The organism is Ruegeria sp. BG10, from assembly GCF_056538575.1.
Genome location: NZ_JBQFTI010000001.1, coordinates 1101614 through 1116685 on the forward strand (window position 1 = coordinate 1101614; position 15072 = coordinate 1116685).

The 15072-nt window shown below is 59.2% G+C and carries 15 protein-coding genes; 6 read left to right on the forward strand and 9 right to left on the reverse strand.

Annotated features, from left to right (window positions below):
- From ACR0D8_RS05380 to ACR0D8_RS05390, 3 genes are all read right to left on the reverse strand, one after another.
- Positions 1-1041 (reverse strand): enoyl-CoA hydratase/isomerase family protein, encoded by a 1041-nt coding sequence (locus ACR0D8_RS05380; RefSeq protein ID WP_480645082.1) that lies wholly within the window; start codon positions 1039-1041, stop codon positions 1-3.
- A 7-nt stretch (positions 1042-1048) separates the two neighbouring features.
- Positions 1049-2191, reverse strand: a complete 1143-nt coding sequence (locus ACR0D8_RS05385) for an acyl-CoA dehydrogenase family protein (protein WP_480645083.1) — start codon at positions 2189-2191, stop codon at positions 1049-1051.
- Positions 2192-2314: 123 nt separating this feature from the next.
- Positions 2315-3430: a carboxylate-amine ligase gene (locus tag ACR0D8_RS05390; protein WP_475160419.1), complete on the reverse strand. Its 1116-nt coding sequence runs from the start codon at positions 3428-3430 to the stop codon at positions 2315-2317.
- A gap of 138 nt (positions 3431-3568) precedes the next feature.
- On the opposite strand from ACR0D8_RS05390, the gene ACR0D8_RS05395 reads away from it, so the two are divergent.
- Both ACR0D8_RS05395 and ACR0D8_RS05400 read left to right on the forward strand, forming a co-directional pair.
- Positions 3569-4420 (forward strand): class I SAM-dependent methyltransferase, encoded by an 852-nt coding sequence (locus tag ACR0D8_RS05395; RefSeq protein ID WP_480645085.1) that lies wholly within the window; start codon positions 3569-3571, stop codon positions 4418-4420.
- A 71-nt stretch (positions 4421-4491) separates the two neighbouring features.
- Positions 4492-4968 (forward strand): fasciclin domain-containing protein, encoded by a 477-nt coding sequence (locus ACR0D8_RS05400; RefSeq protein ID WP_480645087.1) that lies wholly within the window; start codon positions 4492-4494, stop codon positions 4966-4968.
- Positions 4969-5022: 54 nt separating this feature from the next.
- On the opposite strand, the gene ACR0D8_RS05405 is transcribed toward ACR0D8_RS05400, so the two are convergent.
- A complete protein-coding gene (locus ACR0D8_RS05405) occupies positions 5023-5607 on the reverse strand; it encodes a L,D-transpeptidase (RefSeq protein ID WP_475163424.1) in 585 nt (194 codons plus the stop codon).
- A 208-nt stretch (positions 5608-5815) separates the two neighbouring features.
- Entirely contained in the window at positions 5816-7315 is a 1500-nt protein-coding gene (locus ACR0D8_RS05410) for a CoA-acylating methylmalonate-semialdehyde dehydrogenase (protein ID WP_480645088.1), read from the reverse strand.
- 124 nt (positions 7316-7439) lie between these two features.
- On the opposite strand from ACR0D8_RS05410, the gene ACR0D8_RS05415 reads away from it, so the two are divergent.
- The 3 genes from ACR0D8_RS05415 to coaD all read left to right on the forward strand — a co-directional run bounded on the left by ACR0D8_RS05415 (position 7440) and on the right by coaD (position 9396).
- Entirely contained in the window at positions 7440-8321 is an 882-nt protein-coding gene (locus ACR0D8_RS05415) for a LysR family transcriptional regulator (protein ID WP_480645090.1), read from the forward strand.
- A gap of 60 nt (positions 8322-8381) precedes the next feature.
- Entirely contained in the window at positions 8382-8819 is a 438-nt protein-coding gene (locus ACR0D8_RS05420) for a CBS domain-containing protein (RefSeq protein ID WP_475160426.1), read from the forward strand.
- A gap of 85 nt (positions 8820-8904) precedes the next feature.
- Positions 8905-9396: a pantetheine-phosphate adenylyltransferase gene (gene coaD / locus ACR0D8_RS05425; protein ID WP_480645092.1), complete on the forward strand. Its 492-nt coding sequence runs from the start codon at positions 8905-8907 to the stop codon at positions 9394-9396.
- Here the strand turns inward: coaD and gap (ACR0D8_RS05430) are convergent.
- The 3 genes from gap (ACR0D8_RS05430) to gap (ACR0D8_RS05440) all read right to left on the reverse strand — a co-directional run bounded on the left by gap (ACR0D8_RS05430) (position 9388) and on the right by gap (ACR0D8_RS05440) (position 11691).
- The gene (gene gap / locus ACR0D8_RS05430; RefSeq protein WP_480645094.1) at positions 9388-10392 is read right to left on the reverse strand and encodes a type I glyceraldehyde-3-phosphate dehydrogenase; all 1005 of its coding nucleotides are present in this window, start codon (positions 10390-10392) and stop codon (positions 9388-9390) included. The two genes, coaD and gap (ACR0D8_RS05430), sit on opposite strands and share 9 nt — an antisense overlap.
- A gap of 82 nt (positions 10393-10474) precedes the next feature.
- Positions 10475-10618, reverse strand: a complete 144-nt coding sequence (locus tag ACR0D8_RS05435) for a hypothetical protein (RefSeq protein ID WP_480645096.1) — start codon at positions 10616-10618, stop codon at positions 10475-10477.
- Between the two features lie 71 nt (positions 10619-10689).
- Positions 10690-11691, reverse strand: coding sequence for a type I glyceraldehyde-3-phosphate dehydrogenase (gene gap, locus ACR0D8_RS05440; protein ID WP_475160434.1), 1002 nt, complete (start codon positions 11689-11691; stop codon positions 10690-10692).
- A gap of 181 nt (positions 11692-11872) precedes the next feature.
- On the opposite strand from gap (ACR0D8_RS05440), the gene ACR0D8_RS05445 reads away from it, so the two are divergent.
- On the forward strand, positions 11873-12835 hold the full coding sequence (locus tag ACR0D8_RS05445) for a DUF808 domain-containing protein (RefSeq protein ID WP_480645098.1): 963 nt from the start codon (positions 11873-11875) through the stop codon (positions 12833-12835).
- A 46-nt stretch (positions 12836-12881) separates the two neighbouring features.
- Here ACR0D8_RS05445 and tkt read toward each other — a convergent pair whose 3' ends face one another.
- On the reverse strand, positions 12882-14906 hold the full coding sequence (tkt, locus tag ACR0D8_RS05450; protein WP_480645100.1) for a transketolase: 2025 nt from the start codon (positions 14904-14906) through the stop codon (positions 12882-12884).
- Between the last annotated feature and the right edge of the window lie 166 nt (positions 14907-15072).

Consider the following 15072-nt stretch of genomic DNA (forward strand, 5'->3'; position numbering starts at 1 on the left):
CTATTCCTCCTCGAATGTCAGCGCGTCATCGCCCAGGGGCTGAAGCATTTTTGAAACCGCGACGGCTGGTACGGACTGGTCGCTGTACTGCCAGGTGGGATTGCGATCCTTGTCGATGATCTGCGCACGGATGCCTTCCAGAAAGTCGCCATGTTCCATGGCCCGGTAGGTGTACCTGTATTCCAGTTCCAGCGCCGTGCGCACCGTCACGGTCGGGTTGCGGAGGCGGTGGAGTATTTCGATCGTGCAGGCCATCGACAGAGGCGAATTGCGACCCATGAGGGTCAGCGCCTCGGAAGCCAGTTCCTGATCCGAGTTGCGCAGAGCGTTCAGAATATCAGCCAGCCCTTCGCCGCCAAACAATGTGTCCAATGAGGACTGGGCCTTTTCCAGATCGCTGGCAGGGAGCGGCGCGGAATGCTGTTCCAGCATCGCGACATCACCCGACGCTTCGAGCATTTCAATCACGTCAGACCAGTGCCGAAGCGGGATAAAATGATCCGCGAACCCGGCGAAAATCGCGTCGCCCGGCCCCATGCGGTGACCCGTTGTCGCAAGGTACTCACCCAGTCGGCCGGGTGCCAGCGCCAGCATGAACGAGCTTCCGACATCGGGAACCAGCCCAATGGAACATTCCGGTAAAGCGATCTTTGAGCTTTCACCGACGACGCGGTGACTGCCATGGCAGCCGATGCCGACACCACCGCCCATTGTGAACCCCTGCAAAAAGCTGACGACCGGTTTGGGGTATTCAAAGATCAACGCGTTCAGGCGGTACTCGTCCCGCCAGAATGTGCGTCCGTAGCCATAATCCTGTTTCATGCCCGAGGTGTAGAGGTCGGCAATATCGCCACCCGCGCAAAAGGCTTTGTCACCTTCGGCGTCAAGGATGACAAGGTCCACGGTGTCGTCTTCCCGCCAGTTGCGCAGCGCCGTGTCGATGGCCATGCACATGTCGTATGTCATCGCGTTCAACGCTTTGGGTCTGGTCAGCGTAATACGCCCGGCGCGACCCGTGGTCCGAATCTCAATATCTGCCATTGGGTCCTCAGCGATGGGCAAGCAACTGGCGCGATACGATTACCCGCATGATTTCATTCGTGCCCTCCAGAATCTGATGCACGCGCAGGTCACGCACCAGCTTTTCGATTCCGTAATCGCCAAGATAGCCGTAGCCGCCGTGAAGTTGCAGACATTGATCCACGACCTTTGAGCCCGTTTCAGTGACGAATTTTTTGGCCATCGCGCAGAACTTGGTGGCATCCGGCGCACCCTGATCCAGTTTCCAGGCGGCCTGACGCAGAAAGGTGCGGGCGGCCTGCAATTCGATCTCCATATCCGCAAGACGGAACTGAAGGGCCTGAAACTGGTCAATGGACCGCCCGAACGCCTTGCGTTCCGACATGTATTGCAGCGTCATGTTCATACCTGTCTGTGCCGCCCCCAGCGAGCATGAGGCGATATTCAGCCGGCCGCCGTCCAGACCCATCATCGCGTATTTGAACCCGTCGCCTTCGACGCCGACAAGATTTGCCGAAGGGATTTTGCAATCATCGAACTGAACCTGCGCGGTCGGCTGGCTTTTCCAGCCCATCTTTTCCTCCAGCGCACCAAAGCTCAGGCCGGGGGTGCCGTCTTCGACATAAACGGTCGAGATGCCTTTGGGGCCATCCTGTCCGGTTCTGACCATGCAGACATAAGCATCGGAATAGCCGCCGCCGGAAATGAATGCCTTGGTTCCGTTCAGTGTGTAGCCTTCGTTTGAGCGTTCGGCGCGTGTTTTTAGTGCAGCCGCGTCGGAACCTGATCCGGGTTCAGTCAGACAATAGCTGAGGACCGTATTCAGGCTCAGAACGTCCGGCATGATGCGGGATTTCAGATCGTCGCTGGCAAAGCTGTCCAGCATCTTTGCGCACATATTGTGGATCGACAGGAAGGCCGCGACCGAGGGGCAAGCCATCGAAAGCGCCTCGAACACGAGCGTCGCGTCCAGACGGGTCAGCCCCGAGCCACCGCTGTCCTCGGACACGTACAGCCCGCCGAACCCCAGCTCTCCGATGCGTGGCCAAAGGTCTTTGGGAATGGTGCCATCGGCCTCCCACTGCCGGGCATAGGGTGCGATGTTTTCCTGCCCGAAGCCATACGCCATGTCGAAGATCGCGTTCTGCTCTTCTGTCGTTGCAAAATCCAAGGCTTACCTCCCACGCGACCCGATGAATTGAACGAGTGTTTATTTCTCAATTCTTACAGAAATATTGCATGGCCAGCAATCACCGGTTTGGGCAACTTTTGATACGTGTTCCGGCGCCAGGCCTTACAGGTCCATGTGGTATTCTTCGATCAGATGCCGCACCACTGCCTTGCCCGGATCGTCGTCTCTTGCCGCGGCCTCGGCGTAGACGCGACGTTGTCGTGTGGCCGAAGTTCCGTTCTGCGCGATTTGTTGCAGCCGGGCCAGTTCCGTCATGGTTCCCAACGCCTCGCCATCTTCTGCCAGCAACCCCATCAATTCACCCATAAGGTCGGGCATGGGTTTGATGGACCGGTCTCCGAAATCGATCAGCCCTTCGCCCACGCCATAGCGTTGCGCACGCCAGCGGTTTTCGCCGATGAGGAACTGATCATAGTTCCGCCACCGCAGGTTCCGGTCCTTGAGGCGGCACAACATCCGCGTCAGGGCCTGCACGAGAGCGGCAAGCGACAGCGTGTGTTCCAGCCGTGGCTGCACATCCATGATCCGGGTTTCCAGAGTGGGAAAGCGATGCGATGGCCGCAGGTCCCACCAGATCTTTGTGGTGTCTTCGATCACGCCCAGCTCGACCAAAATGCCGGTCGTGCGTTCATAGTCTGACCAGCTGGCCAGAACAGGCGGTAATCCTGTGCGCGGCAGGTTGTCGAACACCGTCAGGCGATAAGAGGACAGCCCCGTATCCTCACCGTTCCAGTACGGAGACGATGTTGACAGCGCCAGCAGGTGGGGCAGGAAATAGGACAGTTGCGGCATCAGATCGGCGCGGATTGCGGGGTCTTCGACACCGACATGCACATGCATCCCGCAGATAAGCATCCGTCGCGCGACACCGCCCAGGGCATGTTGCAGCGCGTCATAGCGGTCCTTGCGCGTGTGATGCTGTTTCTTCCAGTCCGCGAACGGGTGGCAGGACACGGCAATCGGCGCAAGATTATACTCTGCCGCGCGCTCGGCCACGCAGGATCGCAGGCGTTTCAGGTCTTCGCGCGCGGACTTGACCGTTGAATGCGGGCGGGTGCCAACCTCGATCTGGCATTGCAGAAACTCCGGGCTGACCTGTCCCTGAAAATCGGCTTCGCAGGCTTCCATCAGGGCAGCAGGCGCTTCGGCAAGCTGAAGGCTGTCGCGATCGACAAGCAGATATTCTTCTTCTATGCCCAGCGTGAAATCCTGCTGCATGGCGGCCCTCGTCTTACCGTTCACAACAGTGAATACGGAAAATCGGGTTTTGCCAAGTGTTTGCCACGGAGGTTCTTGCAGAGCCCCCGTCGGCAACGCTATGGAGCTTGGCAGAATATCCCGAACCGGAGACATCGCGTGAAACCCAGGAAATTCACCCGGCTCAATGCCGCGCTTGACCGATTTGGTGTGAAATTGATCGACAAAGTGACCGAACGGGATGAGCGGACCCGGCTTGAGGCGTTCGAACGGGCAGGGGGGTTGACCCGCCCGGCATATGCGCTGTCTCCGGGGATGGACGGGTTCGACATCGGGCAACTTGTCGATGACTATGCCAAGCATGCCAAGGCGCTTGATGCACTGAAAGACCCTGCGCGGAACAAGACCGGTTACTGCATCGGCAACGGATATTACGACAGCCCGGACGCGGACGCTCTGTATCTGATGGTCCGGCGCTTTGAACCGCGTCGCGTGATCGAGGTCGGCTGCGGCAATTCAACCCGGGTGACCCGACAGGCGATCATTGATGGCAGGCTTGAGACGACGATCACCGCCATCGATCCCTTTCCCCGCGCGGACATTGCCCATGTCGTCGACCGGTTCGAACAAAAGCGTCTGGAAGAAGTCGATCCGGTCCTGTTCGAACAGCTGGAAGCCGGTGACATCCTGTTCATCGATTCCAGCCATGTCGTACGCATGAGCAATGACGTGGCTCATCTGTTCTGCCGGATCATTCCGACGCTGAAGCCGGGCGTGGTGATCCACGTGCACGACGTTTTCCTGCCCTACGAATACCCCAAGCGTTTCTTCTATGATTGCCCAGGGTGGGGCGAGCAGTATATGCTGCACGCCATGCTGCAATCCGGAGCGTTTTCAATGCTCTGGCCGGGGTATTACCTGCAACATGACCGTCCGGATGCAGTCGCGGCGTTGCCATTTCTCAAAGATGGCCGCGCACAGAGCATCTGGGTTCAGATCCGGGAAAATTGATCGCAAAGTGATCCGGCGCGTCAAAACGCCCGTACCCCTTTCCATAACAAGCTGGAGAGGAGAAGACAGTTATGTTTCGCCGCACTTTCATGGGCGCCGCTGCCGTATTGGCGCTCGCCTTGCCCGTAAAGGCCCAGGCCGCCGATATTGTGGACACTGCCGTATCTGCCGGATCGTTCAACACGCTGGTTGCTGCCGTTCAGGCCGCCGGGCTGGTTGATACTCTGAAAGGTGATGGGCCGTTTACCGTGTTCGCACCCACCGATGAGGCTTTCGCCGCCCTGCCGGAGGGAACGGTTGAAACGCTGCTTCTGCCCGAGAACAAGGACCAGTTGGTCGAGATTCTGACCTATCACGTGGTGCCGGCCAAGGTGATGTCGGGTGACATCGCCGGCAAACGCGCCAAGGTTCTGACAGTTCAGGGCGACCGCCTGAACGTGAACGCCAGGAACGGCGTCAAGGTGAACGGCGCCGAGGTTGTGCAGGCTGATATCGAAGCCAGCAACGGCGTCATTCATGTGGTCGATGCGGTTATTCTGCCGGAGTAACGACGTACCACAACAACCAAAAAGCCCCGGTCCATTTGGCCGGGGCTTTGTTCGTCAGACCAGTCTGACCTGTGTTCCGATCTGAACCAGCGGATACAGTTCCTCGACATGCTGATTGTACAATCCGATGCATCCGGATGAGCTCTGCCGGCCGATTTTCCGGGTATCGTGCGTGCCGTGCACCAGATAGGCAGGCCAGCCCAGATACATCGCGCGGGTGCCCAGCGGGTTGCCGGGGTCGCCACCTTCCATTCGAACGGGCAGGGAAGGATCACGTTCGCGCATCGATGCTGTCGGAGTCCAGCTAGGGTTTTCGCGCTTGCGCACAACCTCAGTATAGCCGCGCTTGGTCAGTTCCTCGCTCATCGGGACCGAGCTGGGATACAGCTTGTAGGACCCGTCCGCGCCCCAGTAATGAACCGCGCGGCTGGTGATATCGGCCAGCAGGCAGCCAACGCCAAGCTCATCAAAATGGTCCTGCCAGTTTTGCTGTGAAAACGACGATACATTGCGGCGCACCGGAAGCTGTGTGCTGATGGCTTCTTCGTCCGGCGGAAACGCATCCGTGCTTTGCGCGCGCACCAGTGCAGGTGCCGCCATAAGAGACGCTGCGCCCAGCAAGGCAGAGCGGCGGGTCATGCGGAAATTTGACAAATTGGCCTCCGGTTCAGGAACTGCTCGAGCTATAATTTGCCGCGAAAATATTTGCCGCCGGCCTGATTTGCTAGGGTCCGGCGGCTAAATTTATCGTGAAGCCGCCGGAATTGTTCCAAATTGGCAAGGCTTCGCCGAAACAACCGGGACTGTTCAGGGCCGGGTTGTTCCATGTTCGTAGCCGCAGCGCGGATCAGTCCATCGCTTTGAAGTTGAACTCGCCGCCTTCCTTGATGCCGGACGGCCAGCGCGCTGTGACGGTCTTGGTGCGGGTGTAGAACTTGAAGCTGTCCGGCCCGTGCTGGTTGAGGTCGCCGAACATCGACTTTTTCCAGCCACCAAAGGTGTGATAGGCCAGCGGAACCGGGATCGGAACGTTGATGCCGACCATGCCAATATTCACGCGGCTGGCGAAATCGCGCGCGGTGTCACCGTCACGGGTGAAGATCGCTGTGCCGTTACCATATTCGTGGTCCATCGCCAGCTTCAGCGCCTCTTCATAAGAACCCGCGCGGACGGTGGACAGAACCGGGCCAAAGATTTCCTGCTTATAGATTTCCATCTCAGGGGTCACATGGTCGAACAGGTGCGGACCGACAAAGAAGCCGTCCTCATATCCCTGCAGGCTGAAGTCGCGGTTGTCGACAACCAGCTTGGCACCCTGTTCAACGCCCGAGTTAATCAGGCCCAGAATACGCTGCTTTGCAGCACCGGTGACCACCGGGCCCATGTCGACATCATCGCCAGCCGTATAAGGACCGACCTTCAGCTTTTCAACGCGCGGGATCAGCTTTTCGATCAGCGCATCTGCGGTTTCCTCACCCACCGGAACGGCGACCGAGATGGCCATGCAGCGTTCGCCTGCCGCGCCGAAACCGGCACCAACCAGGGCATCCGCAGCCTGATCCAGATCCGCGTCGGGCATCACGATCATGTGGTTCTTGGCGCCGCCAAAACACTGCGCGCGCTTGCCGTTCGCCGTGGCGCGGGAATAGATGTACTGCGCGATCGGGGTCGAGCCCACGAAAGACACACCTTGAATGACATCACTGTCGAGCAGCGTGTCGACCGCCTCCTTGTCACCGTTGACCACCTGGAACACGCCCTTAGGCAGGCCCGCCTCAACAAACAGTTCCGCCAGCATCAGCGGGACCGAGGGGTCACGTTCGGACGGTTTCAGCACCACGGCATTGCCGCAGGCCAGCGCCGGGCCGACATGCCACAGAGGCATCATCGCGGGGAAGTTGAACGGCATGATTGCGGCGACAACACCCAGCGGCTGGCGCATCGAATACATGTCGATGCCGGGGCCGGCGCTGTCAGTGAACTCACCCTTCAGCATCTGCGGCGCGGCAATGCAGTATTCGATCACTTCCAGACCACGCTGCAGGTCGCCCTTGGCGTCGGGGATGGTCTTGCCGTGCTCGCGGCTCAGCGCTTCGGCCAGTTTGTCCATGTCCCGGTTCATCAGTCCGACCATGGCCATCATGACGCGGGCGCGTTTCTGCGGGTTGGTCGCACCCCATGCGGGCTGCGCGGCAGCCGCGCTTTCGATGGCGGCGTTGGTTTCGGCTGCGCTGGCCATCGGGCACTTGTACTGTACGTCGCCTGTGGCCGGGTTGAAGACGTCGTCGAAACGGCCGGATGTTCCGGCGACGTTTTCGCCATTGATGAAATGGGACAGTTCGTTCATTGCAAGTTCCTCCGGTGTATTTGCGCGCACAATAGGCTTGCAAAAATTGCTTGAACAGAGGCAATATCTCAAAGAAGTTTTGCAAAAATGCAAAGGTCGGGACGTGGCGGCGAATTGGGATGACATGCGCGTTTTTCTGGCAGTCGCGCGCGAGGAAAGCCTGTCGGCAGCGGGTCGGATTCTCAAGATTGATCCGGCGACGGTTGGGCGCAGAATTGCGCGGCTTGAGGCATCGCTGGACGCGCCTTTGTTCACCAAATCCCAGCAAGGCTATGTCCTGACTTCGGCCGGAGAACGGTTGATGGATCACGGGCTGAAGGCCGAAGAGGCCATGCGTTCCGCAGCAGGTGCGCTGTCCGGATCGTCCAAGACACTCAGCGGTCAGATCCGGATCGGGGCCCCGGATGGCAGCGCCAATTATCTGCTGCCGCAGGTCTGCGCAAAAATCAGTGATGCAAACCCGGATCTGGATATCCAGATTCTGGCCTTGCCGAGGGTCATCAACCTCTCCCGGCGCGAGGCTGACATGGCGGTGACCGTCAGCGCGCCGACAGCCGGCAAACTGCTGGTTCAGAAGATCAGCGACTATAAGCTACATCTTGTCGCAACTCAGGATTACCTGAGCCGCCATGACGCCATCCAGTCTGTCGAAGACCTGAAGGGACACCGGATGATCGGCTATATTCCGGATATGATCTTCGACCGCGAACTGGACTATCTGGTGGACATGGGGGTTGACCGTGTCGCGCTTGCATCGAACTCGGTTTCCGTACAATTGCGGCAGGTTGCGCTGGGTTCGGGGATATGTGTGGCGCATGACTTTACGCTGCCGTTTCACCCGAATTTGCGGAAAATCCTGACGGATCAGGTGAGTCTGACCCGAAGTTTTCATCTGTTGCGCCACCAGGGCGACCAGCGAAACGAAAGGCTGAACCGCTTTGCTCAGGCGCTCAGCCTCGGTATTCGCGAAGAGGTTGAGCGGTTAGAGGCCGAAGCTTCACCTTGACAGGGTTAAACATTCCGGCAACGCTTTGGAAAACAGGAAGTTATTTCGGAGGTTACGCACATGCTTGTTCAGGCCATTCTGAAATCCAAGGCCACCGAAGGTGTAGAAACGGTTCTGCCTTCGTTGACCGTGTCCGATGCCGCGAAAATACTGGCGGACAAGCGGATCGGGACGGTTGTTGTGTCCGAGGATGGTGGCGAAACGGCGACGGGCATCCTGTCCGAGCGTGACATCGTAAGGGAACTGGCCGCCAGCGGCAGCGGTTGCCTGACCCAGCCGGTCAGCGCCTATATGACCAGCGACCTTGTCACCGCCACCCGGCAGGACACAGTTCAGGACATTCTGTCCCGCATGACCGAAGGGCGCTTTCGCCACATGCCCGTTGTGGAAGACGGCAAACTGATCGGCATTGTCACCCTGGGCGACGTCGTCAAGGCGCAACTGTCCGAACTGGCTATGGAAAAAGACGCGCTGGAAGGCATGATCATGGGGCATTGACGCCCCTGCGGCCTGACGCCACCTCTTGCACCCGCGGCAAAGTTATGTTTGCTTGCGCAGAAATTTTGTTGCGCTGGAGGCCGCGATGAGGGTTGGATTATATCCCGGAACTTTCGATCCGATCACCTTGGGTCATGTCGACATCATCCGCCGCGCCTCGGCTCTGGTGGACAAGCTGGTCATTGGCGTTGCGATCAACAGGGACAAGGGCCCGCTGTTTTCTCTGGAAGAACGTGTTGAGATGATCGAGGCGGAATGCGCCCTTCTGACCGAACAGACCGGAACGGAAATTGTCGCCCATCCCTTTGAGAACCTGCTGATCGACTGCGCGCGGGATGTCGGTGCCCAGATCATCGTGCGCGGTTTGCGGGCCGTTGCCGATTTTGAGTATGAATTCCAGATGGTTGGAATGAACCGGGCCCTAGACGACTCGATCGAGACCGTGTTCCTGATGGCCGAAGCGCGGCATCAGGCCATTGCGTCGAAACTGGTCAAGGAAATCGCGCGGCTTGGCGGGGACGTGTCGAAATTCGTCACCCCCCGCGTCAATGCCGCGCTGAAAGACCGGTTAGGTTAGGGCACCCATCGCCGCCGCCGTATCCAGCATGCGGTTCGAGAAGCCCCATTCGTTGTCATACCACGCCAGAACGCGGACCAGCGTGCCGTCCGTCACCTTGGTTTCGGGCAAAGAGACCGTCGAACTGTGGGAATCGTGGTTGAAATCGACCGAGATCAGCGGACGATCTTCGGCCGCCAGAACGCCGGGGATTTTGGCTGCGGCCTCAGAGAACAGCGCGTTCACCTCATCCTCTGTCGTCGGGCGCGAAACTTCGGCCACCAGATCGACGACAGAGACGTTGGGGGTCGGAACGCGAATGGCCTGACCTGTCAGTTTCCCCGCCAGTTGCGGCAGCACCAAACCTACGGCCGAGGCAGCACCGGTCGTTGTCGGGATCATCGACAGCGCAGCGGCCCGGGACAGGTAGGGGTCCTTGCCAGCCGTGTCGTGGACGGGTTGGCTGGCGGTATAAGCGTGAACGGTGGTCATGTTGCCGTGCACGATCCCAAGCCCGGCATCCAGCGCGGCCGCGACCGGAGACAGGCAGTTGGTGGTGCAGGATGCGTTCGAGACAACCGTGTCATCCGCAGTCAGTTCATGGTCGTTGACGCCAAAAACTATAGTCTTCACCGCGCCGTCGCCGCGGGCAGGGGCCGAAATCAGCACTTTCTTCGAACCATTTTCAAAGTGGCGCGACGCAGCCTCACGCGTGCGGAAAACACCGGTGCATTCCAGAACGACGTCGACATCGGACCAGTCCAGCTTTTCCGGTTCGCGCTCATTGGTCAGGCGGATCGGCCCGCCCCCCACATCTAGGCCCTTGTCATTCAGGGTAACCGTTTTTGGATACCGGCCGTGCACGCTGTCGAACTCGAACAGGTGGGCGTTCATTTCGGGCTTGGCCAGGTCGTTGATGGCGACGATTTCAACATCGGTGCGACCTGTTTCCATTGCGGCGCGCAGAACACCGCGTCCGATGCGTCCAAATCCGTTGATGGCAATCTTGAGTGTCATGTTCCGCTCCGTCCGGTTTTCGGCTAAAAGTAAGTTAGCGCTAACAAAGATAGAATGGCAAAAAAGTCAAGCAAAACCTCTGTCAGCGCCAGAAAGCGAGCCAGTCCAGAAAAGCATAAAGCTTCTTGCCAAGAAACACGAAATGTTCCGGGCCAAAGACCGCGTAGTCGACAATACACCCGCCAAGGATAAGAAGGCCAAGCCATATGGCGATTTGATTTGTCATGCCGGCCCCGAACGAAAACGCCCGCCCAGATAACCTGAGCGGGCAAAAAGGTTCAAGATTTCAGGCCGATCTTAGTTAAGCCGGCCCATTGCGGCCGCGACATCGGCCATGCGGACCGAAAAGGCCCATTCATTGTCATACCAGGCCAGAACCCGCACCATACGATCGCCGACAACGCGCGTCTGGTCCGGCGCAAAGATCGAGCTTTCCTCGGTATGGTTGAAATCGGTCGAAACCAGCGGCGCGGGTTCGTAACCCAGAACGCGCTGCATCGGCCCCCGCGAGGCTTCGCGGACGACGGCGTTGACTTCCTCCACCGTCACATCGCGCCCGGCGCGGAAGGTCAAATCGACGGCCGAGACATTCGGTGTCGGTACCCGGATGGCCGATCCGTCCAGACGACCTTTGAGGTTGGGCAGAACCTCGCCCAACGCCTTCGCGGCGCCCGTCGAGGTGGGAATCATCGACATGGCCGCCGCGCGGGCGCGGTACAGGTCGCTGTGGCGGCGGTCCAGAGTTGGCTGATCGCCCGTGTAAGCATGGATCGTGGTCATGATGCCGTGTTCGATCCCGATCCCTTCGTCCAAGACCTTGGCAAGCGGAGCAAGGCAGTTGGTGGTGCACGAGCCGTTCGACACCATCTTGTCATCGGCAACCAGGCTGTTGTGATTCACGCCGTAGACGATGGTCTTGTCGACATTCTTGCCCGGGGCGGACAGCAGCACCTTTTGCGCGCCGCGTTCAAGGTGGGTATTGGCCTTCAGGCCGTCATTGAACTTGCCGGTGCATTCAAGAACGACGTCGCAGCCATCCCAGTCCAGTTCCTTCATGTCATAGGTCGAAAACATCTCCATCGGGCCGCGACCCAGATCCATGGTTTTGCCGTTGATGGCGACATCGCGTGGAAAGCGGCCGTGGATGCTGTCGTATTTCAGCAGATGCGCAGTGGTTTCCAATGGGCCTGTTGCGTTGACCTTGATCACTTCGATGTCGTTGCGGGCTGACGCGGCGATGTGCGACAGGGTGCAGCGGCCAATGCGGCCAAAACCATTGATACCGACCTTGATGGTCATCTGACGTCTCCAAATGCGCTTGCTTTAAGCGCCATATAGCGGTGAATTCTTTTTCTCAAAAGCCCAAAAGTGACATAATTTTAAGGTGTTAGCGCAAACCTCGACCGATTGCGCTAACGCTTGCGCTAAGCGTCGGATCAGGTAGGGTCCAATTGCGGCAGGTGAAAGGAAAGGAAGCATCATGAGCGGTCTTTTGGCGCTGTTGGACGACGTTGCTGGCATTGCAAAAGTTGCTGCGTCATCGGTGGACGATGTGGTCGCCGCGGCGGGCAAGGCCGGGGCCAAGACTGCGGGTGTCATCATTGATGATGCGGCCGTCACCCCGAAATACGTTCAGGGTTTCGCGCCGGCGCGGGAATTGCCGATCATCTGGCGGATCGCCCGCGGGTCGATATTCAACAAGATCGTCCTATTGCTGCCCGTCGCGCTGCTACTTGCGAATTTTGCGCCCTGGCTGATCACGCCACTACTTATGATCGGCGGGTCCTATTTATGCTTCGAAGGGGCTGAGAAGATATTTCACGTCCTGTTCCCGCACGGTTCTCATGTCATTGATGAAGACATGAATGTCCGCGATCCCGGACATCTTGAGGAACAGAAGGTCAAGGGGGCGATCAAGACGGATTTCATCCTGTCGGCGGAAATCATGACCATTGCCCTGGCGGCTGTCGAAGCGCCGAATCTGTGGATGCAGGCCGCAACCCTGGCCGTTGTCGGGATCGGGGTGACTGTCGCGGTTTATGGCTCGGTCGCCCTGATCGTAAAGATGGACGACGTCGGCCTGTACCTTGCGCAAAATGCGCCTACACCGATCGGGCGCGGTTTGGGGCGCGGTTTGGTCAAGGGGATGCCGGGCGTGATGAAAACCCTTTCCATCGTCGGCACCGCGGCAATGCTCTGGGTCGGCGGGTCGATCATCATTCACGGGATGGAAGTTCTGGGCTTTGGCTGGCTGGGCCACCACATTCACGACTGGGCCTATGCCGTCGGGCATTCGGTTTCAGCGCAGTGGGAGGCAGCCGCGGAATGGATTGCCAAGGCCACAATGGACGGCGTGTTTGGACTGGCCTGGGGACTGGTGCTGATCCCGGTCGCAACCAAGTTGATCGCTCCACTGCTTTCGAAGACGCCCGGAGAGCATTAAAAAAGGGCGGCTGATGCCGCCCCTTTGCCTGTGTTTCCGATAAGGGTTACTGACCCAGCAGTTCCTTGACCTTGGCAACCGTCGCCTCGGCTGTGATGCCGAAGTGCTTGTACAGCTCGCCTGCCGGGGCCGAGGCGCCGAAGCCCGACATGCCAATAAAGCCCGCCTTGACCTCACGGCCACGCTCGCCCAGCAGCCAGCGATCCCAGCCTCCGGCACGAACGGCGGCCTCGATGCCGACACGAACCGGACCTGCGGGCAGAACGCGCTTGCGATAGGCTTCGTCCTGCTCGGCGAACAGTTCCATGCAGGGCATGGAAACGACGCGGGTGCCGATGCCTTCGGCCTCAAGCATGGCCTTGGCTTCCATCGCCAGCGAAACCTCGGAACCGGTGGCGATCAGGATGGCCTGACGCTTGCCCTCGGCTTCGGCCAGAACGTAAGCGCCTTGCGCAACGAGGTTCTTGGTTTTGTGCTGGGTCCGCACGGTCGGCACGCCCTGACGGGTCAGCGACAGGACCGAAGGGCTGTCCTTGAAGGTCAGCGCCAGTTCCCATGCCTCGGCGGTTTCCACGGTGTCGGCGGGACGGAACACATAGGTGTTCGGCGTCGCGCGCGAAATCGCCAGATGTTCAACCGGCTGGTGGGTCGGACCGTCTTCGCCCAGACCGATCGAGTCGTGGGTCATGACGAAAACAGTCGGTACCTTCATCAGTGCCGCCAGACGCATGGACGGGCGCGCATAGTCGGTGAAGGCCATGAACGTACCGCCGTAGGGGCGGATGCCGCCGTGCAGGGCCATACCATTCATTGCAGCGGCCATGCCGTGTTCGCGAATTCCGTAGTGGATGTAACGGCCCTTGCGGTTTTCCGGCAGGAACACGCCCATATCGGCGGATTTGGTATTGTTCGACCCGGTCAGGTCGGCCGAGCCGCCGACGGTTTCGGTCATGATCGGGTTGACGACGTTCAGAACCTTTTCGGACGAGGCGCGGGTGGCCAGCTTGGGCTGATCTTCCGACACCTGTTTTTTGAACGAACGGATCGCTCCGCCCAGTTTTTTCGGCGCTTCAAATGCATAGGCGCGATTGAACTCGGCCTGTTTGCGTTCGGAGAGTTGGGCAAAACGCTCTTCCCACGCGGAACGCTCAGCTGCTCCGCGGGCACCAATGGCTTCCCAGGCGGATTTCACATTGCCCGGGATTTCGAACGCATCATGCGGCCAGCCGTAACCTTCCTTTGCGGCCTTCAGCTGATCCTGATCGGTCAGCGCGCCGTGACCTTTTGACGTGTCCTGCGCAGCGTGACCCAGTGCGATGTGGCTCTCACACGCGATCATGGTTGGTTTGTTCGACTTTTTCGCCTGAATGATCGCAGCATCAATCGCCTGCGGGTCATGGCCGTCGATTTCGATCACATACCAGCCCGAGGCCGCGAAACGGCGCACCTGATCGGTGCGGTCGGCCATATCAACGGTGCCGTCGATGGTGATGTTGTTGTTGTCCCAGAACACGATCAGCTTGCTCAGTTCGTGGCGTCCGGCCAGCGTAATCGCCTCCTGGCTGACGCCTTCCATCAGGCAGCCGTCACCGGCGATCACGTAGGTATAGTGATCGACAACCTTCTTGCCGTAATGCGCGCGCTGGATTTCCTCGGCCATGGCAAAACCCACAGCGTTCGAGATGCCCTGACCCAGAGGGCCGGTGGTGGTCTCGATCCCTTCAACAAGGAAGTTTTCCGGATGGCCTGCCGTCTTGGCGCCCAACTGGCGGAAGTTCTTGATCTCGTCCAGCGTAACGTCCGCGTGGCCCGTCAGGTACAGCAGCGAATAGACCAGCATCGATCCGTGACCAGCCGACAGAATGAACCGGTCGCGATCGGGCCAGTTCGGGGCCGAGGCGTCGAATTTCAGGTGCTTTTCGAACAGGACGGTCGCGACATCGGCCATGCCCATCGGCATGCCGGAATGGCCGGAATTGGCGGCGGCGACGGCGTCAAGGGTCAGGGTGCGGATGGCCGCAGCTTTGTCCCAGTGTTCGGGGTTTGCATTGCGCAGCGCAGTCAGGTCCACGGGTGTTGTTCCTTTGGATTACAGGCAGATGGGCCGCTCAATATCAATTACCCCTCAAAGTGCAAGCGGAACTGGGCGATGACGTACGCCAGTGGTTCAAGAATGCAGCCCAAGTGATTGAAAGCAAACAGTGGGTATTTTCCGCCCCGTTCGGTTAGACTAGGCA